A 23,465-nucleotide genomic window follows, 5' to 3' on the forward strand; every position below is an offset into this window, starting at 1 on the left:
GTGTCCCTATCAGCTGTCATCGAAAGTCCTGGCACCCGGCGGCAACACCCCCCGGATTATGGAAACTACAGGGCAGGCAAGCCATACCGGGACCAGCGACTATCCCCATTATCGGGGACACTCACAAGGTAACGGGGGGGCGGTGGGGAGACCGCAGTGGAGCTAACCCGAGCGCCCCAGCGGAGCCTAGAAGGTCGAAATCCGCACCGTGTCGCCCTTCTGTGCCTTCCGACCGGTGTTCGGCGACTGGCTCCACACCAGGCCGTCCTCCGAGCCCGAAATCTCGACCTCGAAGCCCGCGTCTTCCAGCTTCTCTCGGGCCTTCTCCGCCCGCATCCCCAACACGAAGGGGACCGACTCGGCGTTGGAGACCCTGAACTTCACCTGCGTGTCCCGGGACGGGTCGACGACCGTGCCCGCCTCCGGCGACTGGGAGGCGACGTCGCCGCCGGAGACGTCCTCGTCAAAAACCTCGCCATCATCGACCGGGTCCAGACCCGCATCGCGCAGCTCGGCGATGGCCTCAGACTTGCTCAGCCCCGTGATGTCCGGGACCTCCGTGGCATTGTTGACCACGATGGTGACCTCGGACTTGCTCGGCACCTCCGTGCCCTTCGAGGGCGTGGTGCGCAGGACGGTGCCCGGGTCGGCGTCGGGGTCGAACTCCTTGATCGTCTTGCCCACCTTCAGGCCGGCGGATTCCAGGGTCTTCTTCGCCCGGTCCAGCTTCTGACCCGCCACACCTGGAACCCGGACCGGCTTTGGCCCGCGGGAGACGTGGATCGTCACCGTGGACCCGGTGCGGACCTCGCTGCCGGGAGAGGGGGAGACCTCGGCGACGGTGCCCTTCTTGGCGTCGTCGGAGTAGACCTCCTCGCCGATCTCGGCGACGAGGGTGCGGGACGTCAGCTTGGCGGAATAGGTCTCCGCCGTATCCGTCTCACCAGGGATCGGGACGGTCGGCGCCCCGAGGCTGACGAGCACCGAAACCTGGCTTCCCTTCGGTGCCCGTTCACCAAAAGGGGGATCGGTCCCCATCACTTTCTTCGCCGGGTGGTCGTCGGAGAATTGCTCATCCACCTGGGAGACGAAGCCTGCGTCCTCCACCTTGACGATCGCCGCCTCCCGGTCGAGGCCGACGACCGAAGGGATCTGGCCGTAGCGGCCGGAGGTCAGCCACCAGCCGCCGAGCCCGATGGCGATCACCAGCGCGGTGATGATCGCGGTCCACAGCAAACCCTTGATCGTGGAGCGGTTGCTGAGCTTCTTTGTCGGCGCCGGTGGGGGCGCGGGGCGGTGTTCGGGCGCTGGGTAGCCTGCGGACTGCTGCGCTGGGTAACCCGCTGGAGCAGCGGGGTAGTACTGCGGCTCCGCGTAGCCCGGCGCCTGCCCATACCCCTGGGGTTGGGCTGGCTCGGCCCACTGCTCGCCGGGCTCAGCCCATTGATGGCCTGGGTCTGCCCACTGGTCATAGCCCTGATCGGCTTCGGCGGGCGAGTAATCCCCGTAGGGGTCGACCAGTGCGGTCTCCGACGTCTCGTGAGCCTGGTCCGGAGCCGCGTAGCGGGTTTCCGCCGTGTTCCCGGCCTCATCGGTACCCGCTGCGGGGTCGAGCGTGACCGCACGGGTGGACATCGCCTCGTCGTCCCAGGCCAGGCGGTCTGTGAAACTCGAGCCAGCCAGGGCGTGCTGCACGGCGGAATCCGCGGGGACGGGTACCCGGAATGCCGGAAGCTGGAGTTCCGCAGCGGTCTGGCGGACCGCGGCGAGGAACTCAGAACCGTCCGCGAAACGATCCTCCGGTGCCCGCTGGCAGGCCCGCAGCACCAGGTCGTCGATCTCCGGCGGCACGCCGTCGATGATCTCGGAGGGGGCGGGGACATCCTGGGTGAGCCGGCTCAGCGCCGTCTCGACGGGGCTGCCACCGCTGAAGGGGGTCTCGCCGGTCAGCAGCTCGTAGAGCAGCACCCCGGCGGAGTAGACATCGGAGGTCGCACCCAGGGACTGGCCCTGGACCTGCTCCGGGGAAAGGTAAGCGACGGTGCCGATGACCTGCCCGGTGGCTGAGGTGCGCGCCGCCTCGCCCGAGCCCGTCGCAACCGCGCGGACCAGCCCGAAGTCCGCGAGCTTGACCTGGTGATTGGCGCTGATCAGCACGTTATCCGGCTTGATGTCCCGGTGGATCATGCCCGTGGTGTGGGCAACCGATAGGGCGGTGAGCACCGGCTCGATGACCGAGAGCGCTGCGTGCGGCGGCATCGGGCCACGCTCCCGGAGCAGCTCCCGTAGCGAACCGCCGTCTACGAGCTCCATGACGAGGAAGACGAACGGGCCATCCTCGCCCTGGTCGAAGACGTTGACCAGATCCGGGTGCGTGAGCTTTGCGACAGCCCGGGCCTCCCGCTCGAAACGGGTGCGGAAGGTCGGATCGGTCGCGAGCTCCGGGTTCATGATTTTCACCGCGACCTCACGGTCCAGGCGAGTGTCCACGGCGTGGTAGACCGTCGACATTCCGCCCTTGGCGATCTTGGCGCCCAGGTGGTAGCGGTCGTCGAGGTAGCTGCCGGGTTGCGGTTCCATCACTTTTACTGCCGATAATCCTTGCTTATTTTTTCTTACGCTCTTCCCCGTTGTCCATCTGTGCACGCTACGAAGGCCATTGGGCAGTACGCAGGGCACCGAACGCAGGGGAGGGGCGGGCCGGGTCCACACCGTGCCGGGCCGGGTCGCAGCCCGCGCCCTAAAGTCTCAAGTGTGCCTTGAAGGTGTCAACGATTCTAGCCTGTCACAGTCGAATACAATGGCAGCCATGAGCAACTCCACACAGCCGGATCCGCAGTCTTCCCACCTAGAAGCCACCCCAGCAGCCAAAAGCCGCTCCGATCGCGGCCGCGTGACCAGTGGCGTGTTGCAGGAGGCCGCGGGCGGCCTGCCCGCGGGCGAGGTGCTGCTGAGCATCCCTGAAGCTGCCGAGCGCATGGGGGTGGGGCAGAGCAAGATCCTGGATCTGGTGCAGAAGAAAAAGATCCTCGACACCAAGATCGACGGCGTGCGCTACCTCCCCGCCCGCTTCTTCGACGACGACGGCCAGGTCACCCGCTTCCTCCCCGGGGTGGTTGCCCTCCTTCTCGACGGCGGCTACCAGCCCACGGAGATCCTGGAGTACCTCTTTACCGAGGACGACTCCCTGCCTGGTCGGCCGGTTGATGCGCTGCACGGGCACTTGGCTCGCGAGGTTCGCCGCCGGGCGCAGGCGATGGCTCTGATTTAGCGGCCTTCGGCCACGGCTCGGCCTGCTCTTCCGGCATGCCGGGCGCGAAACCCAGGGTGGCGCGCAGCGCGAACCACATCACCACGCCGATGGCGATGACCCACCACAGAACGTAGAGCCGGTTGTTGCCGCCACCGTCGAACATGAAGCACAGCACCGCGCTCAACCAGGCCACGATGAAGACCGCCCGGCGGTCACGGATGCACACACCCACGATCACCAGCGGGGCGACGTAGTACCAGGGCAGCACCACCGAGTTGAACACGCAGGTCACCGCGTAGGCCAGGGTCGCACCCAGCAGGGCGCGGCGGACGTCGTGACGGAAGAGCCACCACACCACGACCAGACCGATCAGCATGATGACCATCGAGATCGGCCGGAAGATTCCGATCAGGACGTTGAACCCGATGTCGTCGTTGATGCGGGAGATGAAGGGCTCCAGGGTGCTGGCCAGCATCGTGGGGGCGGCCAGTGGGTTGATCACCTTCGAGTTGCCGGACATTTCCGCGATCCAGCCCCAGGTCTGCCCCGAGGCCCAGGTGATGGCGAACATCACGGCCACGACCACCGCCACGGAGCTGATCCCCGTCCACAGCAAGGTGACGAAACGGGCGGCAGTTTCCTTGAACCAGCCACGGGGTGCGGGCCCAGCGATGCGGGCGACGGCGATCCAAATTAGGAAGGGCAAGGCGATCGCGGCGGTGGCCTTCAACGCCACGCCAGCGGCGATCAGCACGCTGCCCAGCAGTAGCCCGGCGACCGGTCGCAGCCGCAGGCTCGCCAGAATGCCGAGCATCACGAGCGCCATCATCATCGACTCGGTGTGCAGTCCGCCGATGAGATGCACGATCACCAGGGGATTGGCCACGCCCAGCCACACCGCCAGGTCGGGGTCACTGCCGAGTTCGGCGGCCAGGCGGCGCACCACCCAGATCAGGGCCACGAAGGCCACGAGGGTCAGAAACTTGAATACGAAGATCCCGGCGGTGACGTTATCCCCGGTGATCGTGGTGACCCCCTTGCCCAGCCACAGATGGCCGGGGCCGTAGGGGGTGGTGGTGTTACGCCAGTCGGCAGAGACCTCGTAGAGCATCGGGCCCGGGTTGGCCGCCGCACCCACCCGGTAGGCATCCAGCCCCTCCTTCGCCAGCGCCCCCTGCATCAAATAGGAGTAAATATCGCGGCTCATCAACGGTGCAGCCAGCACCATCGGCCCGACCCACGCGGCGATCGCGCGCTGTGGCAAGGAGCGCCCGCCCCGGAGCACGAGCCCGCCGACGATCGTCCAACTGAGCACCAGCAGCGCAATACCCACCCACAGTACGACGGAGAAGATCCCCGCCATGTGCCCGAAGGTCAGCCAATCCAGGCCGAGGGCTTGCATGATGCCGCCGCGTTCGCGGGTAGCGCCCACCGTGTAGGAACACAGCGTGAGAACCACCGAGCCGATCAGCCCCATGCGGATCGCGCTGCTCATACTGTGGGCCCGCAACCACGCGGTGGGGCGGGCAACGACGGGGTGCTCAGTGAAAGGTCGGCTGGTCGCCGCGGACTTATCCTGCGACTCCTGCAACTGCGTGCTCATCGGATGGAACCTCCACCAATAATTCTGCGTGCTGCCAAAGAACCAGAGAGCAGCGTGGTCGGCACACCCACACCCGGGGTGGTGGAGGAGCCAGCCAGAATCACGTTCTCCAGGCCCGCCACCGGATAATTCCGTGGCCTAAAAGGACCGGTCTGTGCGACGGTGTGGGCCAGCCCGAACGGCGAGCCCCCGCCATGGCCCTGCTGCTGCCAGAACACAGGGGTATCGATCCGGGCCACCGACAGGTGATCCCGCAGACCAGTGAAGCCGCGACCCTCCAGCACCCCCAGCAATTCCTGGACGTAGTTCTCGGCGATCGCCTCCCAATCCAGGCCCGCCCGGTCCAGGTTCGGCACCGGGGCGAGGACGCTCACCGGCTCGACCGTGAGACCATCTTCGGTGCGGACCAGCCGCTCAGGGATCGTGACCGCCGGGCGGGTCAGTAGCAGCGATGGGTCCGACATCAGCCCCGCCCGACCGCGCGAGGCGGTGAGCTCGGCGAAGGTTTCGTTCCACGCCTCGCCGAAGCTGATGTTGTGGTGATAGCCGCCTGCGTCTGCACCAGGCCATGCCGCGGTGACGTCCACCGGGATACTGCCGTGCACCACGACTGCGGAGGGGGACCAATTCGGTTTCCGTCCCGCCAGCCGTGCCGGGGAGCCCAGTAGTTCCTCCACGACGGGCAAATCCGCGGTGACGACGACGGCATCCGCGGCCAGCTGCTCGCCGTCAGCGGTTCGGATCCCCGTGGCACGCGCACCATCATGGATGATGCGCTCCACCCGGGTGTTGCAGCGCAGCACCCCGCCGGCTAGGCGGAAGGCCCTGGTCAAGACCTCAGGCACGTCCCCCATGCCGAAACGCGGGTAAAACACACCCATGGTCGTGTCCATGTGGGAGATCACCCCATAGACCGCGCGGGCCTTCGCCGGGGCCACGCCGGCGTAGAGGGCCTGGAAGCTGAACACCCGGGCCAACTCTTCGTCCCCCAGGTGGCGGGAGGCGCGCTTACCCAGACTGCCGAACGCCCCGAGCTCCACGAGATCCGCCATGTCATTGGCGGTGGCGGGGGTCGCTACGGCGTCGAGGAGGGAATCGAAATCCGCGCCGATGAAGGACTCGAAGGAAGCATCGAAGATCCCGCCGATCCACTGGCGGTGCTGGCGGTATCCCCGGGCAAGCCGGTCAACATCTCCGCTGTCGGCACCGTACTTCTCGGCGGCGAAGCGGCGCACCTCGTGCTCCATGGTGTCGCCGTCCGAGTAGACATCCAGCTCGCGGCCACTGGCGAACATCGCGTGATAGGCCGGGCGCAACTTGCGGTAACCCCAGCCAACGTCCTCGGCACTCACCCCCAGGTGCAGCAGGAGGTTATCCACCAGATCCGGCATCGTCAGCACCGTCGCCCCGGTGTCGGCGTAGAACTCGCCGTGGTCGCTGCGCAGCTGCTCCGTCCGGCAGCGGCCCCCGACCTCGGGATTCGCCTCAACCAGCGTCACCTGCTTGCCAGCAGCCTGCAGCCGGCACGCAGCCGCCAAACCGGATAACCCCGCACCCACGACAACCACGGATTCGACATCCCCGGGGACCCGATCGCGGGTCGTTGGACGGGTGGTCGGAACCACCATCCGGCGCGTGGCCGCGAGTACCTGGCGAGGGGAGGGGATCGCGCTAAAAATCGGCATGCCCTAGAACCTCCGGTCGCTCAGCAAGCGTGCGAAGGCGACGAGCTCCTCGCTGATGCTGTCCTCCAGCCAGGAGTCCTCAACCAGCGAGATTGCCCGCTCGGACAGGGCGTTGATCGTGTCCTCGATCTGCTGCGCCGCCCCGCAATCTTGAATGATCTGGCGCATCCCGTCGATCTGCTCCGCAGTGTGCTCCGCCGCGCCGGGAAGCGGACCGAAATCTTCCCGCAGTCGGGCCAGCTGCTCCGGGCTGCACTCCGCGAAAGCGGTATTCACCAACACCGTTCGCTTCCCGGTGCGCAGATCATCCCCGCTCGGCTTGCCAGTCACGGCAGGGTCGCCGAAGACGCCCAGCTGGTCGTCCCGAAGCTGGAAAGCCTGCCCCACCAGTGTCCCGTACTCCAGGAGCAGCTCGATCGTCCGCTCATCAGCGCCTGCCAGGGCCGCGCCGATGTGCAGTGGACGGGCGACCGTGTAGCTAGCGGTCTTGAAGTTGATCACCTGCATGGCATCGGCGATCGACTCGCTCCCGTTGTTCTCCAAGGCGATGTCCAGCTGCTGGCCGGCGATCACCTCAGTACGCATCGCACGCCAAGGACCCCGCACCCGCTCGACAATCGCTGGGCTCAGTCCCGCGGTGGCGAGCAGGTCATCCGCCCAGCTCAACGCGAGGTCACCAGCCAGAATGGCCTGGCTGATGCCGTAGTGTTCCGGGGATCCAAACCAGTCGCGCTCGCGGTGTTGGCTTTCAAACACTCGGTGGGTGGTGGGGTTGCCTCGGCGGGTATCGGACTCGTCGATGATGTCATCGTGGATCAGCGCACACGCCTGAACAAACTCGAGAGCACTGAGAGCCAGCAGCACGGTCGCCGGGTCGACGTCCTGAATGCTGCGGCCATCGGCCCCGCCACCTTCCAGGCCGGCGCGGAAACCAGCCCAAGCGAAGGTCGGTCGGACGCGCTTGCCACCGCCCATGACGAAGCCCCGCAACACCGCCATGGCGTCGTTGAACTCGGGCGCGATCGCGGAAAACTCCGCCGCACTGTGGTCGAAATAGGCGTCCAGGGCACGGTCGACAGCAGCCGGAACGTCCTTCAGCGGTGAGCGCAGGTCCCAACCGGCCAGCTGGTTCGCAACCGGCGGCTGGGAGATCGTCGACAGGCCATGCGGGGAGGACGGAGTGGTCACAGGGAGCACACCTTTCGGGGCTGTGGGGCAGGGCGGGGCGTGGATGCTGAGTGAGCAGCGCACGAAGCGCCCTGCTTCGAAGGTTCGATCTTGTGCCTCATAGTCTAAAGGTCGCTGCAGACACCGGCGAACAGGCGCAACCGGGGTGGGTGCCGGATAGGTCAGTGGGGGTGGGGGAACCCGACGGCACGCGAGTGTTAGCCCGGAACGCGACCTAGACAGAGATGTCTACTATGATTTTCTTCATGTCTGCATCCAACCCCCACGGTCACCACGAGAAGGCCTCACCGCTGCCGGGCACACCACCACAGCCCACGCTGCAAGTTCCAGTGAGCGAAGCTATCCGTGGCTACAGCCCCGGTAAGATCCCGTTCTCCGTTGAATTCATGCCCCCGCGCGACGATGCCGCCCAAACCCGGCTGTGGAACGCTGCGGAGGCCTTCCACGACCTCGGCGTGAGCTTCGCGTCCATCACCTACGGGGCCGGTGGCTCCACCCGGGAGCGCACGATGGAGGTCGCCCAACAGCTGGCGGCCAAGCCACTGACCACCCTCATGCACCTCACCCTGGTGGACCACTCGGCCGACGAGCTGCGCGCCATGCTCCAGGACTACGCCCGCCGCGGCATGACGAACGTGCTCGCGCTTCGCGGCGACCCGCCCGGGGACCCGCTCGGGACATGGCAGGCCACGCCCGGCGGGCTGAACTATGCCTCCGACCTCATCGAGCTGATCCGCAACACCCCGGAGTGCGAAAACTTCGATATCGGTATCGCCAGCTTCCCGGAGGGGCACTACCGGGCCGAGGACCTGGAGCAGGACACGCAGGTGACCCTGCACAAGCTCCGGCTGGGGGCGGACTACTCGATTACCCAGATGTTCTTCGACGTGGAGAACTACCTCCGGCTGCGCGATAGGCTCGCCGCCGCCGATCCGATCCACGGGGCAAAGCCCGTGATTCCGGGACTCATGCCGATCACTTCGATCCGTTCCGTGCGCCGCCAAATGGAACTGGCGGGTGGCGAGGTTCCCGTGAAGATCCTGGAGCGCCTGGAGAAGGCCGCAGCTGGCGATGAGGTTGCCAACCGTGATGCGGTCCGCGAGGTCGGCATCGACATCACCACCGAGATGAGTGAGCGTCTCATCGCCGAGGGCGCGCCGAACCTGCACTTTATGACCATGAATAACGTGCGGGCGACCCAGGACGTGCTGCACAACCTGGGGATGGCGCCAGCATGGGGGCCGGGTTACGGCCAGGACATGGTTCGTTAGCTCACCGGCGACGCCTACCGGTGCGTTCGCCCCGTGGGGTGGGGCAGCTGCTGGGCAAGTCTGCCCCGGATCGGCGCGCGGGGGCTAGCGTGCCGCCCGGTCCGCGTCTGACGCTGGTTCCCTCACCGCGGCGGGGTCACCTGCGGAGTCGCGCAGGCGCTTGCGAAGGATGCCGAAGGGGCGGGGATCGCCAGGGAAGCGGTGTTCCCGCAGTAGATCGGTGAAGCCCAAGCTGCGGTAGAGGTGCCACGCGTGATTATTCTCGCCGGGCACCTCCGGGGTGGAGAGCATTGCGTCGCGGGTGGGCAGGATGCCCAGGACCTCCGTTAATAGCCGGGTGCCGATGCCGGAGCCCTGAAATCGCGGAAGAACATGGATCTCCGAAATCTCGGTGTAGCTCGACAGAGTCTCGGTGACGTCCTCCGGCGGCATGCCCGAAGCCAACAGGCCGTAGCTGACCTGCTGGTACCACCACGTTCCTCGGCTACCTTGGAAACCAAAGCAGACACCCACGATCTTCTGCGCAGGGTTGGCTGGATCCGGTTCTTCCGCCGGTGAGTGTAAGAGCGCTACCAGGCTCGTGAAGTGTGGGTGGTTGGCGTTGCTGAGCCACAGGCTGCGCCGTTGTCGAAATGCCTCCGGCGGATACCCCATGGCCTTGAGGTGCAAAGCAACGAGTTCATCGAGGCGTCGCAGGAAGACTGCGCGGCTGATGGGTGCGAGGGAGACGAGGTGATCCTGGTCGGGTTGCGCGATGGGCTGGCTCATAGGGATATCGTCCCACGTATCAAGCGCGAGGGTGTGCAACGGGAGATGCTAAAGCGTAATTGGAACACGTGTTCGAATAGTGGGCGGGGGTGTCTGCGCCGAGTTTTAACGTCAGGGGTGCAAATTGCGAAACGGAAGTTCTCGAAAGGTGGGAGTGGCGATGGCTGTGATGTCGAAGACAAGGGGGACGCTGCGTCCCAATCCAGCGGAATTTTTGATGCGCGCGGAAGCCCAACTCGTGTTGGCGAACGAGGCTTATGGTCAAGGGGATCTGCCGCGGGCTGTTGTCTACGCCTATCGCGCCGGGCTACGTGCTGCAGGTGCTGTTATCGACGCCGAGCGGCCGGCTCGTCGCAGGCTTCCGGCCGGTTCGGCGTGGCTGCGTCTCCGGGCGGTGCGACCTGACCTCGGCGGCTGGGCTGACTCTTTTGAGCAATACGCCAGGCTGGCGGAGCGGGCAGATATCGGCCTCGAGCGTGATGTAGCAGATTCTTCGTTTCAGGAGGTGTACTCGGATTCTGTCGAACTCCTGGAGCGTGTGCGAATGGAGCTGGGCCTTGGCCTACAGGCTGCCTAGGGCTTTGGGGCTGACTTAATCCTGCTCATTGGTTAGAGTGGGGAATCGAGTAGTGACTAAAGCATGGGGAAGCCTCGCTGCGGCGGGGTGGCTTCCAGCAGACTGCGGCGTTGGCGCGATCTTCCGCCGGAGTAAATGAAGATCTGAAGCGCGCTACAGTGGGTTATCAGGTCGCGTGCTGCGTTGTTGTGGCCACGCGGAGGATCAGTAGAGGGAAACGAGGACTGTCATGGCTCTCTCGGAACAAGAAAAGCAGATGCTCGCAGAGATCGAGCGGGCTTTGATCGCGGAGGATCCGCGCTTTGCTCAGGGCGGGGATGACTCGGCGCCGTCGGGGGTGCGCTTCGATATCCGTTCGATCTCGCTGATCATGCTCGGCATCTGTCTGCTGGTCGGCGGTGTCGCTCTGGCGCAGGTCTCCCTGTGGTTCGTGATCCTGAGCGTTGCGGGCTTCCTGGTCATGCTGGGTGGCGGAATGATCGCGCTGAATAACGGCGATTCCCCGGCTCCAGCGAAGAGCGCGAAGTCTCGTCGGGTTTCCGCTGGCGGAGCTGTCCGGCAGGGGGATGGCGGTCTGGGGGACCGCATGGAGGATAAGTTCCGCAAGCGTTTCGAGCGCTAAGCCCCGCGGTGAACTAGCGGGCCCCAGCCCGAGAGCCCTCGCCACATGGCGAGGGTTTTTTCGTGCCTTCTTCCGAATCCCCACTTTCACCCACTCTCGACCCACTGAGGTTCGAATTGGCGTTATTTAGAATCAAAGCCACCATGAACGGCGTCATTTTTGGGCCTTGTGGATCGGATTTCGATGGCGGAAAGTTCGCGCTCCCCACCGGTCTCTGTCGTGAACCTGCAGGTTGTTTCGCTGGCTTGAGAAAAAACACGCCTAAACACGCCAGCTGGGTGGTTAAGGTGGCGCAAGGTGGGGTAAAGTGGGGCATGTTGGTGATTGAGGGGGCTTCCTGAATGTAGGTAGCTCGCGGGTCCAGACCGGACGCACCGCAAGAGCCACGGATAACTTCACAGCGAAAACATGGCATGGCTGCACGAGAAAACGGCGAAAGGGGTCACAAGACATGTTCTTTGGCACCTTCACGCCGAAGCTCGACGACAAAGGGCGACTCACCCTTCCTGCGAAGTTCCGCGAGGAACTCAAGGACGGCCTGATGGTCGTTAAGGGGCAGGACCACAGCCTCGCGATCTACCCCCGCGAGGAGTTCCTCCTCCGGGCCCGCAAGGCTGCGGCCGCGAGCCGTAGCAACCCGCAAGCTCGCGCTTTCGTGCGAAACCTCGCGGCAAGCGCGGATGAGCAGGATCTCGACTCGCAGGGGCGCATCTCCGTCTCCGCAGCACACCGCGAATACGCGGGACTGAAGAAGGAGTGCGTCGTCATCGGCTCGGTGGACTTCCTCGAGATCTGGGATGCCCAGGCTTGGGAGGAGTACAGCGCAGCCCACGAGGCAGATTTCGCCGCAGGCGACGACGAAGCCTTCGCGAATTTCCTCTAGCCCGCCATGCCACATCGACCGGCCACGATCACGCCGGTGATGCCCGTGATGTGTGCAGGCCCTTGCCTGAGCGGAAGACGTGACCGTTTGATGCACTTCCCCAACATCAAGCCCACGCCCGCGCAGGTAAGGCCCTGTTCATATCAACCCAAGACAAAACCCAAGCAGTTTGACGGCGCCCGACCCACAGGCAGGCGCCCACCCCAAGTAACCCACCGACGAGCCCAGAGGAGCGTGACCGTGGCAACGAACACCCCCCACGATCCGAGCAGCCCAGGCCACGTTCCCGTCATGCGGCAGCGCATGGTGGAACTCGTCGGCATCGGTGTGACCGCAGACAGCGCCCCAGCTCAGCCCATCATCGTGGACGGCACCCTGGGGGCCGGAGGCCACACCGAAGCATTCCTTGAGGCCTACCCCAATGCCATCGTCATCGGGCTGGATCGCGATCCCAACGCGCTTGCTGAGGCCCGCGCCCGCCTCGAGCGCTTCGGTCAGCGATTCTTCAGCTACCAGACTCGCTTCGATGGCATCGGTGAGGCGCTGGAGCACTTCTCCGAGGACCCTGACTTCCCGGTCGACATCCGTGAGCAGGGGATCTCCGGGTTCCTGTTCGACCTCGGGGTGTCCTCCATGCAGCTGGACCAGGAGGATCGCGGTTTCGCCTACCGTGTCGACGCCCCACTGGACATGCGCATGGACCCCAGCAGCCGGCTGACTGCGGCGGAGATCCTCAACACCTACGAGCACGGCGAGCTTGCCCGCATCCTCAAGCGCTATGGCGATGAGAAGTTCGCGGGCAAGATCGCCTCCGCTGTCATCCGCGAGCGCGAGAAGCAACCCTTCGACAACTCCGCGCGCCTCGTGGACCTGCTCTACGCAACCATCCCAGCCGCGGCACGACGAACTGGCGGGCACCCCGCCAAGCGAACCTTCCAGGCGCTGCGGATCGAGGTTAACGCGGAGCTGGAAAGCCTCGAGCTCGTCATCCCGGCAGCCTTCAGCTGGCTCCGTGTCGACGGCGCCGGGGTCTTCATGAGCTACCAGTCCCTCGAGGACAAGATCGTCAAACAACAGCTCAAGGGCATGACCGAGTCCACAACGCCGCCCGGGCTGCCAGTCGAGCTGCCCGGCACCGAACCGGAGTTCGAGCTCCTCACTCGCGGGGCGGAGAAAGCCAGCGAGCAAGAGATCGCTGAAAACTCCAGATCCGCCCCCGTGAGGGTCCGGGCAGCGCGGCGAATAGGCGCCCACACCTCCGGAACAGACGGGCCACACTACCCGCTGGCGTCGCCACAGTAAGTGGAACGAATAGCCCGACAGAAACCTCAACAACAACCGCGCACCGCACCACGAAGCCCACAACGAGCCCGAAGAACCAGGCAAAGGACAGGATATGACCACTCCCGGAATGCTGAAGGAGCACCCCAGGACTGCCACCAAGGTCGAGCGAGCAGAGCTGCGCACCAGCGCACCCCGTTCGCTCAAGCGGCAGCCGGCCAAGCCCCGTCGCAGCCTGCACCGCGCTCCGGCCTACCGTGGCCGCCTCGGCTCGCAGCAGCGCGTCTCGGAACGCGGCCGCCGCCTGCAGCCCATCAAGCAGGAAAACTCCCGGGTCTTCCGCTTCGTGGCCTTCGCCGTTGCCGCGTGCATCATCGGCACCGCCGCCGTCATGCTGCTCGCCGGCATGACGACGGAGAAGACCTTCCAGATCACGGACGCAGAGGCCAAGTCCAAGACGCTGGCCAACGAGATCACCACGCTGGAGCGAGACGTCGAAAAGGCGAAGTCCGCGCAGAACCTGTCCGCGAAGGCCGCCGAGCTGGGCATGGTTGCCCCGGGGCAGGCAGGCATTCTGGAGACCAAGGGCGACAAGGTTGACCAGCGTCGCGAGGCGGATAACTCCAAGGATCGCCGGGTCGTCGACGTCACCGGGAATAAGCGAACTCGCGAGGCAACGTCCTCCCCGGAGGAGACCCGCAACGTCCCGGGGCTGGCGCCTTCTAGCCCGGCGGGCGCGGAAGCAGCCGGCAACATGAACTCCGGGGACCTGCCATATGCCAACCAGGGCCACGGCGCCCCAGCCCCCGCACCAGCTCCGGCCCCGGCCCCGGCCAACGGCGAGCAGCCGGCACCGCCGGCGCCACCAGCAGCACAGCCCGCACCGGCGGCACCCGCCGAAGCAAATCCGGCTCCGCCCGCCGCGCCGCGACCGTAACTGGCCGCACAGCGCCTAAGATTCTAAGCGCTAAAACTTCCGGGACACCGCCGCGTCCCGGCCAGTGAAGATCTGCGTCTCCAACCCAAGAACCATGCCGATCTTGCAACTGCGAAGACAAAGATCGAGGAGGACACACACCGTTGGCTCAGCAGTGGAACCGTCGGCCGGCAGACGGCTCGCGGAATACGCGAGCGCTGCTGCTCCTCGACAACAGCCCGCAGCGCTATAACAAGCGCCTGCGGCTCTCCCTGTTTGCCATCGTTATCGTCGTCCTCGCGCTCATCCTGCGCCTGACCTGGGTCCAGCTCATCGCGGGCCCAACGCTCGCGGAACACGCCGCTGCGCAGCGCACAGCCGTCATTGCTGAACCAGCCCACCGCGGCGCCATCGTCGACCGCGAGGGCCGCAACCTCGCCTACACGATGGAAGCCAAGTCGCTGTCGGTGCTGCCGAATAAGCTGCGCGGCTACATGGACGAACGCCACAAGGCGAACCCGGATGAGGTCCCGCCAGCCGACGAGCGCATCGAGCAGATCGTCGAAGAACTGCCCAACATGATCCCGGCATCCGAAGGCCGGGTGAAGAAGGAAGACCTCCGCAAGAAACTCACCGACGAGAAGGTCACCTACACCGTCCTCGTCCGCAACGTCGCCCCAGACGTGGCACAGAAGGTCACCGAAAAGTTCCCGGAGATCACCGCGGAACGCCAGGACATCCGCCAGTACCCCAACGGTGCGGTGGCCCAGAACATCATCGGCAAGATCAGCGCCGATAACCAGGGCCAATTCGGCCTGGAGCTCTCCCAGGACAGCCGACTGCAGGGTGTCAACGGCTCCAAGACCCTGGACATCGCTGGCGGCCTCACTATCCCAGGCTCCGCCCGCGACGAACACCCGCCGGTCAACGGCGATAACTTCGAGCTCACCCTCGACCTCGACGCGCAGGCATTCATCCAGCAGCAGGTGCAGCAGGCGAAGGATAACTCCAAGGCCGAGTCCGCTTCCGCCGTCGTGCTGGACGCCAAGTCCGCTGAGGTCATCGCGATGGCCAGCTCCGACACGATCGATCCCAACGGTGACCTGCAGAAGCAGCTGCGGGCCAACAAGGCCTTCGGCGACCGCAATACCGCGGAAACCTTCGAGCCGGGCTCCATCGCCAAGATCATGACGGCCGCGGCCGCCATCGAGGAGAAGAAGACCACCCCGGACGAGGTGCTGAAGGTGCCCGGCTCAATTGAAATGGCCGGCGTCACCGTCCGCGACGCGTGGGAGCACGGCGTGGCCCCGTACACCACCACCGGCGTGTTCGGGAAGTCCTCCAACGTCGGCACCCTGATGCTCGCCGAGCGCGTCGGTCAGGAGAAGATGTACGAATACTTCCGGAAGTTCGGTGTGGGCCAGGCTGCAGACGTGGGGATGCCACACGAGGCCGCGGGCTACATGCCGGAGCTCTCTCAGTGGTCGGGCGGTACCTTCGCCAACCTCCCCATCGGGCAGGGTATGTCCATGAACCTGCTGCAGATGGCCAGCATCTACCAGACGATCGCCAACGACGGCGTCCGCGTCCAGCCGCGCCTGATCAAGTCCATCACCAACTCGGACGGGGAGGACGTCCCGCAGCCGGTCCAGAGTGAGACGCGCGCCGTGTCCGCAGAGACGGCGAAGACCGTCCGTGCGATGTTCCAGTCCGTCACCCAGGATGACCCGAACGGTGTGCAAAACGGCACCGGTGCCGCGGCCGCAGTCGAGGGCTATCAGATCGCCGGCAAGACCGGCACCGCCCAGCAGATTGATCCGGACACCGGCGCGTACTCGAATTCCAACTACTGGATCACCTTCGGCGGCATCGCCCCGGCGGATAACCCCCGTTTCGTCGTCGCGATCATGCTGGACAACCCGCAGCGCGGCACCGAGGAAGGCGGTGGCGGCGGGGGCTCGGCTGCGCCGACCTTCCACAACATTGCATCCTGGTTGATGGATCACTACAACGTTCCGCCTTCCCCGAAGGCACCACGGCTCATGCTGGAGGCTCGATAACATGGCAACCCACCAGGCCACTGACAATTCCGACCGCAACACCAGCGGGGTAACCCTCCGCGCACTCGCGGCACTGACCGGCGGCACGGTCGCCGATACCCATCAGGACGTCACCGTCGACTCCGCCGCCATCGGTTCCGCAGACGTCCAGCCCGGCGGCCTGTTCTGCGCCGTTCCAGGTAGCCGCGTCCACGGCGCGACCTTCGCAGCCGACAGTGGGGCCGCTGCCGTCCTCACGGACGCCGAGGGCGCGGAGATCCTCGCCGATGCAGACCTCCCGCTGCTGGTCGTCGACGACGTCCGGCGCTGGATGGGGCCGGTCGCAGCGGCCGTCTACGGCCATCCGAGCCGCGACCTGCGCATCATCGGCATCACCGGAACCTCGGGTAAGACCACCACGACGTACCTCATCGAGCGCGCCCTGATGGCCAAGCACAGCGTCGGCATCATCGGTACCACCGGCACCCGGATCAATGGCGAGCAGATCCCCACGAAGCTCACCACCCCCGAGGCGCCGACCATGCAGGCCCTGCTGGCGCAGATGCGCGACCGCGGGGTCACCCACGTGGTCATGGAGGTCAGTTCGCATGCGCTCGCGCTGGGCCGGGTGACCGGCATCGATTTCGACGTCGTCGGCTTCACCAACTTGAGCCAGGACCACCTGGATTTCCACCCGACGATGGAGGACTACTTCGAGACGAAGGCTCAGCTGTTCCTCCAGGCTCAGGCCGAGGGCGCGGAACTGCCCGCCGCCGTTGTCTGCGTCGATGACGACTGGGGCCAGCGCCTCGCCGGCATGATTGCGGACTCCGGTCAGCAGGCCCTCACCGTGAGCACCAAGAAGCAGTCTGGCGCGGATTGGCAGGTCACTGACGTGCACGTCACCCCGGCCGGGCGCCAGGAGATCACCGTGGCCGCCGAGGGCGAAGAATTCAGCTACGACATCGGCCTGGTCGGCTCTTTCAACGTGGCCAACAGCCTGCTGGCGATCAGCTGCGTGGCGCAACTGGGCGAGGATCCGCAGGCCGCAGCAGCGGCCATCGCGGATGTGCAGGTGCCGGGCCGTATGCAAGCCGTGGACGCCGGGCAACCCTTCCTCGCGGTGGTGGACTACGCCCACAAGCCGGGCGCCGTCGCCGCCGTCGTCCGAACCTTGAGCGACTACCTGCCGTCCCCGACGGGACGCATCGGCATTGTGCTGGGCGCCGGCGGTAACCGCGACCACGACAAGCGCCCCATGATGGGCGAGGAGGCCGCGAAGGTCGCCGACGCCGTCTTCGTCACCGACGACAACCCGCGCGATGAGGAACCCGCCCCGATCCGGGCGATGATTCTGGACGGGGTCCGCAAGGCAGCCGAGGTCCGCGGGGCGAACGGCGAGAACGTCTTTTATGACGACGTCCCGGGCCGCGCGGACGCCATCCGCGCGGCGGTCGCATGGGCTCGCCCCGGCGATGCGATCGTGGTGGCAGGTAAGGGGCACGAGACCGGCCAGGAGGTCCGCGGGGAAATCCACCCGTTTTCCGACCTCGAGGAGCTCGCCGCAGCGCTTGAGCAGCGGGCGGGCGATGACCAGCAGGCAAGCACGAAGATCCGCGACTAACGAGAGGCGACGAAGCAATGATTGAGCTTTCAGCAGGTGAAATTGCCGCCATCACGGGTGGCGAATTGATTGACGGCGCTGCCGCGGAGACTATCGTGGCTGGGCCCGTGGAGTTCGACTCGCGCAAGGTAGCGCCGGGGAGCATCTTCATGGCGCTGCCCGGGGCCACCGTGGACGGGCACGACTACGTGGCCGCCGCGGGCGAGCAGGGCGCGGCGTTGGCCATCGTGGGCCGGCCCGTCGGCTTCCCGGCGCTGCTGGCGCCGGCCAGCGAGCGGGCTGAGGGCACCGATAATTCCGCGGTCTTCGGCGCAGATGAGGAGGGCTATGGGGCGGCGGTGCTCGCCGCAGTCGATAAGCTCGCGCGCCACAACACCGACGTCCTGGCCGATGAAGAGGGCATGGTCGTCGTTGGTGTGACCGGCTCGGCCGGGAAGACCTCCACGAAGGACCTGATCGGCGCGCTGCTGGGTGACCTGGGAGAGACCGTCGCCCCGCCGGGCAGCTTCAACAACGAGATCGGCCTGCCCTACACCGCGCTGCGCGCGGGCCGAGACACGAAGTTCCTGGTCTCCGAGATGTCCGCCCGCGGTGTGGGTCATATTGCCCACCTGACCACGGTCACCCCGCCGAAGATCGGCGTCGAGCTGAACGTGGGCAGCGCACATCTCGGCGAGTTCGGCTCCCGGGAGGCGATCGCACAGGCCAAGGGAGAGCTCGTCGAAGCGCTCCCTGCGGCGGAGGATGGCGGCATCGCGATCCTCAACGCGGACGACGACGCGGTGATCGCGATGCGGCACCGCACCCGCGCGCGGGTCGTGACCTTCGCGCTTGACGAGCGTTCCAAGACAGGGGAGCGGGCCGACTACTGGGCCAGCGATATCCGCCTGGACGAGGTTGCCCGGGCGTCCTTCCGCCTGCACCACCCCTACGGTGAGCCGGTGGACATCCGCCTGGGCGTGTTCGGTGCCCACCAGGTCTCCAACGCGCTCGCCGCCGCTGCGGTTGCGATCGAATCCGGCATGCTGCCGGCGTCGGCGGCCCGAGTGCTGGGCAACCACGTCGCCGCCAGCGCCAACCGCATGGATGTGCGAACCCGGCGCGATGGTGCGACTATTATCAACGATTCCTACAACGCCAACCCGGAGTCCATGCGCGCTGGCATCGACGCCCTGGCCTACACGGCCGGTGGTCGTCCGGAGGCCAGTAGCTGGGCTGTGCTGGGGCAGATGGGCGAGCTGGGTGAGGAATCCGCCGAGGAGCACACCGAGCTAGGCAAGTTCCTCGGCACCCGGGGCATCGATCACGCCGTGATCGTTGGCACCGGGGTCAATCAGCGTGCCATCGCCGATGCGGCGCGGGAGCACGGTGTGGATACCCGCAGCGTCGAGGATGTCGACGCGGCAGTGAATTTTGTGGATCAACATGTCAAACCCAAGGATGTTGTGCTCGTGAAGGCGTCATACTCTGATGGTCTCTGGGCGGTCGCCGAAGGGCTTTTGGCGGACGAAGGAGCATAAGGAAAACCCATGATGCAGATCTTCATCGCGGGCGCCGTGGCGTTCCTCGCGGCTGTACTTTTCACCCCGGTTCTCATCCGGAAGTTCTCGGACGAAGGCCTGGGCCAAGAGATCCGCGAGGAGGGGCCGAAGTCCCACCTGAAGAAGCGCGGCACTCCCACGATGGGTGGCATCGCCATCCTCGTGGGCATCACCCTTGGCTATATTGTCGCGGTGCTGGTCGGGGTTATCTTTACCGGCTCCGGCCCCGGCGTGTCCGGCTGGCTGGTGCTGGGCCTGACCCTCGCCCTGGGCGGGGTGGGCTTCGCCGATGACTACATCAAGCTGGTCAAGGGGCGGAACCTGGGGCTCAACGCCCGGGCGAAGCTCATCTGCCAGCTGGTGATCGCCATCGCCTTCGGCGTGCTGATTCTGCAGTTCCCGGATTCCAATGACATCACCCCGGGATCCACGTACCTCTCCTTCGTCCGGGAGATGCCGACGTTCAACATCGCCGTGGGCGGCGCCGTCATCGGCATGATCCTGTTCCTGATCTTCATCAATATCGTCATCTCCGCCTGGTCGAATGCCGTGAACCTCACGGACGGCCTGGACGGGCTGGCGTCCGGCGTGACGGCCATCGTGATGGGGGCGTATGTGCTCATCACCTTCTGGCAGTTCCGCAACTCCTGCGCCGATGGGGCGGCGGCTGGGTGCTACTTCGTGCGCGATCCGCTGGACTTGGCGATGCTCGCCTCCGCCGGCTTGGGCGCCTGCCTTGGCTTCCTGTGGTGGAACGCCGCCCCGGCGAAAATCTTCATGGGGGACACCGGCTCGCTGGCCCTGGGCGGCCTTGTCGCCGGCCTGTCCATCACCTCCCACACCGAGCTGCTGATGATCATCGTGGGCGCGATCTTCGTCCTGGAGACCGTCTCCGTGGTCATCCAGGTGACCTACTTCAAGACGACCGGCAAGCGCGTGTTCCGCATGGCACCGATCCACCACCACTTTGAGAACGGCGGTTGGGCCGAGACCACCGTCGTCGTCCGCTTCTGGCTGCTCGCAGCCCTGGCCGCGATGACCGGCTTCGGCCTGTTCTATGGCGAGTGGCTGACCGCCACGAGCTTCTAAAACCGCGAAAGAGGGCCCACCATGTCCACCGATTCGATCCTCAACCCCCAGTCCGCTGTCGACATCATGCGCTCGCGGACCGTCTTCGTCGCCGGCGCCGGCGTGGCGGGCAAGGGCATCGTCACCATGCTCGAGGGCATCGGTGGACGCTTCAAGGTTGTCGACGACCGTGCCCAGGCTGCGGATCTCAACACCGCCGAGGCTATTGCCGCGGTCTCTTCGGCTGAGACCGCGCCCGCGCTGCTGATCACCTCGCCGGGGTGGCGCCCGGACTCCGAGTTGCTGCTCGCAGCCCAGGCCGCGGGCGTGCCGGTGATCGGTGATATCGAGGCCGCCTGGCTCGCGGACCAGGCCGGGGCCTTCGGAACCCCGCGCACCTGGATTGCGATCACTGGCACGAACGGCAAGACCACCGCCACCGCGATGACCACGGCGATGCTGCAGGCAGCGGGCCTGGCCGCCGTGTCCGTCGGCAACATCGGCACCCCGCCTGGGGCCGCGTTGGTGGCCGACGAGCGGGCGGACTACCTCGTCGCCGAGGTGTCCAGCTTCCAGCTGCACTGGGCGCCCACCTTCACCCCGGACACCGGCGTGGTGCTCAACCTCGCGGAGGATCACCTGGATTGGCATGGCTCCATGGCCGGCTACGCCGGGGATAAGCTACGTGCCCTTCGGGGACCGCGCCCGGTGGTTGCAGTGGACGAGCAGCTCGTCCGCGAGCTCGCTGAGGACAACGGCGTCCCGAACGTGGTGGCCTGCAGTATGCAGGATCCTGCGGAGGTGCTCGCTCAGGCGCAGTTCCCCCTCGTCGTCGGGGTCGTGGAGTCCGAGGCGGGGGCGGTCATCACCGAGGTAGCCACCACCGAGGACGGTGAGCTGCAGGTCACCCCCATCGCCTCGGCGGAGGCGATTTCGCCGCCGGGGCCGGCGGGCATCGCCGATGCCGTGGCGGCCTGCGCCCTCGTGCGAGCCTTCGACGTGTCTCCAGTAGCCATTTCGCAGGCGCTGCACGGCTTCGAAGTGCAGGCGCACCGTGGCCAAGCCGTGCACCTGGCAGAAGGGGTGATCTGGATTGATAACTCCAAGGCCACGAACCCGCACGCAGCCATTGCCGCACTCGGCGGGCTAGAGAACATCGTGTGGGTCGCCGGCGGCCAGCTCAAGGGCGCGGAGGTTCACGACCTCATCGCTACCGTCGGACCTGGGCTGCGAGGCGCGGTCGTCCTCGGCTGTGACCGGGCGGAGATCATTCGCGAACTGGCAGCGCAGTTCCCAGACCTGCCCGTCACGGACATCGTGAACACCGACCCGGAGGGGGCCATGGCCGAGGCAGTGGCCGCCGCCCGTAGCCTCGCGGAACCGGGGGACAGCGTTGTCCTCGCGCCGGCGGCGGCGTCTCTGGATATGTACACAGGCATGGCACAGCGCGGCGAACTCTTCGCCGCCTACGCTAGGGGCACAGACGCCCAGGCAAGCGCCAGCGAACGGGAGGGCGAGAGCTCATGACTATGACTTCACACCACGGCTCAGGCCGTGATCGTGCCCGGCGCCAACCCGCCCGCACCGAGTACCCCCGCCGCAGCGCGGATCAAACGCGGCCGAAGCAGAGCGGTGACGGGCAGAACTCCACCGCCAAGGGCGTGGGTGCCAAGATCAGCGCGGTGCTGGACGCCCCGCAGCTGAACTACAAGGTGATCCTGAGCATCACCCTGATGCTCACCGCCATTGGTTTGACGATGGTGCTGTCCTCCTCGATGGTCACCGCGCGCACCCCGGATACCTCCGTGTGGTCCGTATTCCTCAACCAGGCCCTGTACGTCGTCCTCGGCCTCGTGGTTGCCTGGCTTGCCCTGCGGCTCCGGCCGGACACCATCAAGGCCATCTCCCCGTGGCTGCTCGGCCTCGCACTGTTCCTGCAGGTAGCACTGTTCATCCCGGGGGTTGGTGTTGGCGCGGAAATCGGTTCCCACTCGTGGATCCGCTTCGGCTCCTTCGGTATTCAGCCTTCCGAGCTGTCCAAGGTGGCGCTGGCTGTGTGGGGTGCGGCGGAGATCAGCTCCAAGACGCGCCAGACCGACGAATTCCGCCCCGCTCTTGGTCGATTCCTGGCCGTGGGCACGGCCATGGTGCTGCTGGTTCTGCTGCAGAAGGACCTCGGCATGATGCTCACCGTGGGCATCGTGTTGATGGCGCTGTTCTTCTTCTCCGGTGTCTCGGCTCGCCTCATCGCCCTCGTCGGCGGTGTCATCGCGCTGCTGGCCACTGGCGCGACCATCGCCCAGGCCTACCGAAGCGACCGCATCACGACGTGGAAGGACACCCTGTTCCTGAACTTCCGGGAGGGCAGCACCAGCGGGCCGTCCTACCAGTCCTATCAGGGGCTGCTGAGCCTCTCGGACGGCTCCCTGACCGGCACGGGGCTGGGGCAATCTCGCGCGAAGTGGTACTACCTGCCGGAGGCGAAGAATGACTTCATCTTCGCAATCATCGGGGAGGAGCTCGGCTGGGTGGGGGCCATCATCGTGGTCGCGCTCTTCGCCTTCCTCGGCTGGTTCGGCATCCGCACCGCCCTGGCGCAGGCAGACCCGTTCCTGTCCATGCTCGCCGCAACCCTGACCCTGGGCATCGTCGTGCAGGCGTTGTACAACATCTCCTACGTCGTGGGCCTGATGCCGATGACGGGTATCCAGCTGCCACTGATCTCCGCGGGCGGTACCTCTATGGTCATCACCCTGGGCTCGCTCGGTCTCCTCGCCAATTGCGCACGCCACGAGCCCAAGGCGATCTCCTCGATGCAGCACGAGGGTCGTAGCCTCTTCGACCGGATGTTCCTGCTGCCGGAGCCGCTGCCGTACCGGGCGGGGGAGGAGCGCCGCATCGAGCGTCGCAATACGACACAGCGCTACGGCCGACCGGTGACCCGCCGGGAGTCCACCGCGGGCACCGCGGGGCAGGATGTCCGCCGGGAACGTGACCGGAACCGTCGCGCGCAGGAGCGGCTGCCGCACCGCGATCGCGTGCCGGATTACGATGGCACTAATAGCTGGCACCGGCAGGAACCACTGCCGCAACGTCGACGCCGCAGTAGCGCGAACCGCTACTCGCCAAGGAGGAAGTAGAAACCC

The 23,465-nt window shown here is 66.1% G+C and carries 18 protein-coding genes; 13 read left to right on the plus strand and 5 right to left on the minus strand.

Annotated features, from left to right (window positions below; genetic code table 11):
• Positions 1-186 precede the first annotated feature (186 nt).
• Entirely contained in the window at positions 187-2,580 is a 2,394-nt protein-coding gene (locus QP997_RS05685) for a PASTA domain-containing protein (RefSeq protein WP_284846580.1), read from the minus strand.
• Between the two features lie 229 nt (positions 2,581-2,809).
• Between QP997_RS05685 and QP997_RS05690 the strand changes: the two genes are divergently transcribed.
• Positions 2,810-3,271, plus strand: a complete 462-nt coding sequence (locus QP997_RS05690; RefSeq protein ID WP_246817994.1) for an Rv2175c family DNA-binding protein — start codon at positions 2,810-2,812, stop codon at positions 3,269-3,271.
• On the opposite strand, the gene QP997_RS05695 is transcribed toward QP997_RS05690, so the two are convergent.
• From QP997_RS05695 to QP997_RS05705, 3 genes are read right to left on the minus strand one after another with little or no spacing between them, the layout of a single operon-like run.
• Entirely contained in the window at positions 3,171-4,856 is a 1,686-nt protein-coding gene (locus QP997_RS05695; RefSeq protein WP_284846515.1) for an alpha-(1->6)-mannopyranosyltransferase A, read from the minus strand. The genes QP997_RS05690 and QP997_RS05695 overlap by 101 nt on opposite strands.
• Entirely contained in the window at positions 4,853-6,541 is a 1,689-nt protein-coding gene (gene crtI / locus QP997_RS05700) for a phytoene desaturase family protein (protein ID WP_284846516.1), read from the minus strand. Before crtI ends, QP997_RS05695 begins: the two co-directional genes overlap by 4 nt.
• A 3-nt stretch (positions 6,542-6,544) precedes the next feature.
• Positions 6,545-7,729 carry a polyprenyl synthetase family protein gene (locus QP997_RS05705; protein ID WP_284846517.1) on the minus strand — a complete coding sequence of 395 codons (1,185 nt, stop codon included), beginning with the start codon at positions 7,727-7,729 and terminating at the stop codon, positions 6,545-6,547.
• Positions 7,730-7,974: 245 nt separating this feature from the next.
• On the opposite strand from QP997_RS05705, the gene QP997_RS05710 reads away from it, so the two are divergent.
• Entirely contained in the window at positions 7,975-9,000 is a 1,026-nt protein-coding gene (locus QP997_RS05710; RefSeq protein WP_284846518.1) for a methylenetetrahydrofolate reductase, read from the plus strand.
• A gap of 84 nt (positions 9,001-9,084) precedes the next feature.
• On the opposite strand, the gene QP997_RS05715 is transcribed toward QP997_RS05710, so the two are convergent.
• Entirely contained in the window at positions 9,085-9,768 is a 684-nt protein-coding gene (locus QP997_RS05715) for a GNAT family N-acetyltransferase (protein WP_284846519.1), read from the minus strand.
• Between the two features lie 169 nt (positions 9,769-9,937).
• Here QP997_RS05715 and QP997_RS05720 point away from each other — a divergent pair, with 169 nt between their 5' ends.
• The 11 genes from QP997_RS05720 (at position 9,938) to QP997_RS05770 (ending at position 23,459) form a co-directional block, all read left to right on the plus strand.
• Positions 9,938-10,345 (plus strand): SAV_6107 family HEPN domain-containing protein, encoded by a 408-nt coding sequence (locus QP997_RS05720; protein WP_284846520.1) that lies wholly within the window; start codon positions 9,938-9,940, stop codon positions 10,343-10,345.
• Positions 10,346-10,574: 229 nt separating this feature from the next.
• Positions 10,575-10,967, plus strand: coding sequence for a DUF3040 domain-containing protein (locus tag QP997_RS05725; protein WP_070757996.1), 393 nt, complete (start codon positions 10,575-10,577; stop codon positions 10,965-10,967).
• Between the two features lie 451 nt (positions 10,968-11,418).
• Complete coding sequence (gene mraZ, locus QP997_RS05730) at positions 11,419-11,850, plus strand: division/cell wall cluster transcriptional repressor MraZ (RefSeq protein WP_012360462.1); 432 nt, start codon at positions 11,419-11,421, stop codon at positions 11,848-11,850.
• A 240-nt stretch (positions 11,851-12,090) separates the two neighbouring features.
• Entirely contained in the window at positions 12,091-13,152 is a 1,062-nt protein-coding gene (gene rsmH / locus QP997_RS05735) for a 16S rRNA (cytosine(1402)-N(4))-methyltransferase RsmH (RefSeq protein ID WP_148812081.1), read from the plus strand.
• Positions 13,153-13,246: 94 nt separating this feature from the next.
• Positions 13,247-14,068 (plus strand): cell division protein FtsL, encoded by an 822-nt coding sequence (gene ftsL / locus QP997_RS05740; RefSeq protein WP_070761877.1) that lies wholly within the window; start codon positions 13,247-13,249, stop codon positions 14,066-14,068.
• Positions 14,069-14,211: 143 nt separating this feature from the next.
• Positions 14,212-16,107, plus strand: a complete 1,896-nt coding sequence (locus QP997_RS05745; protein WP_284846521.1) for a peptidoglycan D,D-transpeptidase FtsI family protein — start codon at positions 14,212-14,214, stop codon at positions 16,105-16,107.
• Position 16,108: 1 nt separating this feature from the next.
• Positions 16,109-17,710 (plus strand): UDP-N-acetylmuramoyl-L-alanyl-D-glutamate--2,6-diaminopimelate ligase, encoded by a 1,602-nt coding sequence (locus QP997_RS05750; protein WP_284846522.1) that lies wholly within the window; start codon positions 16,109-16,111, stop codon positions 17,708-17,710.
• A 17-nt stretch (positions 17,711-17,727) separates the two neighbouring features.
• Positions 17,728-19,230, plus strand: a complete 1,503-nt coding sequence (locus tag QP997_RS05755; RefSeq protein WP_284846523.1) for a UDP-N-acetylmuramoyl-tripeptide--D-alanyl-D-alanine ligase — start codon at positions 17,728-17,730, stop codon at positions 19,228-19,230.
• A 9-nt stretch (positions 19,231-19,239) separates the two neighbouring features.
• A complete protein-coding gene (gene mraY, locus QP997_RS05760) occupies positions 19,240-20,340 on the plus strand; it encodes a phospho-N-acetylmuramoyl-pentapeptide-transferase (RefSeq protein ID WP_149121623.1) in 1,101 nt (366 codons plus the stop codon).
• A gap of 21 nt (positions 20,341-20,361) precedes the next feature.
• Positions 20,362-21,846 (plus strand): UDP-N-acetylmuramoyl-L-alanine--D-glutamate ligase, encoded by a 1,485-nt coding sequence (gene murD, locus QP997_RS05765; protein WP_284846524.1) that lies wholly within the window; start codon positions 20,362-20,364, stop codon positions 21,844-21,846.
• The gene (locus QP997_RS05770) at positions 21,843-23,459 is read left to right on the plus strand and encodes a peptidoglycan glycosyltransferase FtsW (protein ID WP_284846525.1); all 1,617 of its coding nucleotides are present in this window, start codon (positions 21,843-21,845) and stop codon (positions 23,457-23,459) included. Before murD ends, QP997_RS05770 begins: the two co-directional genes overlap by 4 nt.
• Positions 23,460-23,465: the final 6 nt, after the last annotated feature.

This window comes from Corynebacterium sp. MSK039, assembly GCF_030232315.1.
Taxonomy (GTDB): Bacteria; Actinomycetota; Actinomycetes; order Mycobacteriales; family Mycobacteriaceae; genus Corynebacterium.

Coding starts and splice junctions, on each gene's coding strand:
- QP997_RS05685 (WP_284846580.1), bottom strand. CDS start 2,580: ATGGAACCGCAACCCGGCAGCTACCTCGACGACCGCTACCACCTGGGC.
- QP997_RS05690 (WP_246817994.1), top strand. CDS start 2,810: ATGAGCAACTCCACACAGCCGGATCCGCAGTCTTCCCACCTAGAAGCC.
- QP997_RS05695 (WP_284846515.1), bottom strand. CDS start 4,856: ATGAGCACGCAGTTGCAGGAGTCGCAGGATAAGTCCGCGGCGACCAGC.
- crtI (WP_284846516.1), bottom strand. CDS start 6,541: ATGCCGATTTTTAGCGCGATCCCCTCCCCTCGCCAGGTACTCGCGGCC.
- QP997_RS05710 (WP_284846518.1), top strand. CDS start 7,975: ATGTCTGCATCCAACCCCCACGGTCACCACGAGAAGGCCTCACCGCTG.
- QP997_RS05715 (WP_284846519.1), bottom strand. CDS start 9,768: ATGAGCCAGCCCATCGCGCAACCCGACCAGGATCACCTCGTCTCCCTC.
- QP997_RS05720 (WP_284846520.1), top strand. CDS start 9,938: ATGTCGAAGACAAGGGGGACGCTGCGTCCCAATCCAGCGGAATTTTTG.
- QP997_RS05725 (WP_070757996.1), top strand. CDS start 10,575: ATGGCTCTCTCGGAACAAGAAAAGCAGATGCTCGCAGAGATCGAGCGG.
- mraZ (WP_012360462.1), top strand. CDS start 11,419: ATGTTCTTTGGCACCTTCACGCCGAAGCTCGACGACAAAGGGCGACTC.
- ftsL (WP_070761877.1), top strand. CDS start 13,247: ATGACCACTCCCGGAATGCTGAAGGAGCACCCCAGGACTGCCACCAAG.
- QP997_RS05750 (WP_284846522.1), top strand. CDS start 16,109: ATGGCAACCCACCAGGCCACTGACAATTCCGACCGCAACACCAGCGGG.
- QP997_RS05755 (WP_284846523.1), top strand. CDS start 17,728: ATGATTGAGCTTTCAGCAGGTGAAATTGCCGCCATCACGGGTGGCGAA.
- mraY (WP_149121623.1), top strand. CDS start 19,240: ATGATGCAGATCTTCATCGCGGGCGCCGTGGCGTTCCTCGCGGCTGTA.
- murD (WP_284846524.1), top strand. CDS start 20,362: ATGTCCACCGATTCGATCCTCAACCCCCAGTCCGCTGTCGACATCATG.
- QP997_RS05770 (WP_284846525.1), top strand. CDS start 21,843: ATGACTATGACTTCACACCACGGCTCAGGCCGTGATCGTGCCCGGCGC.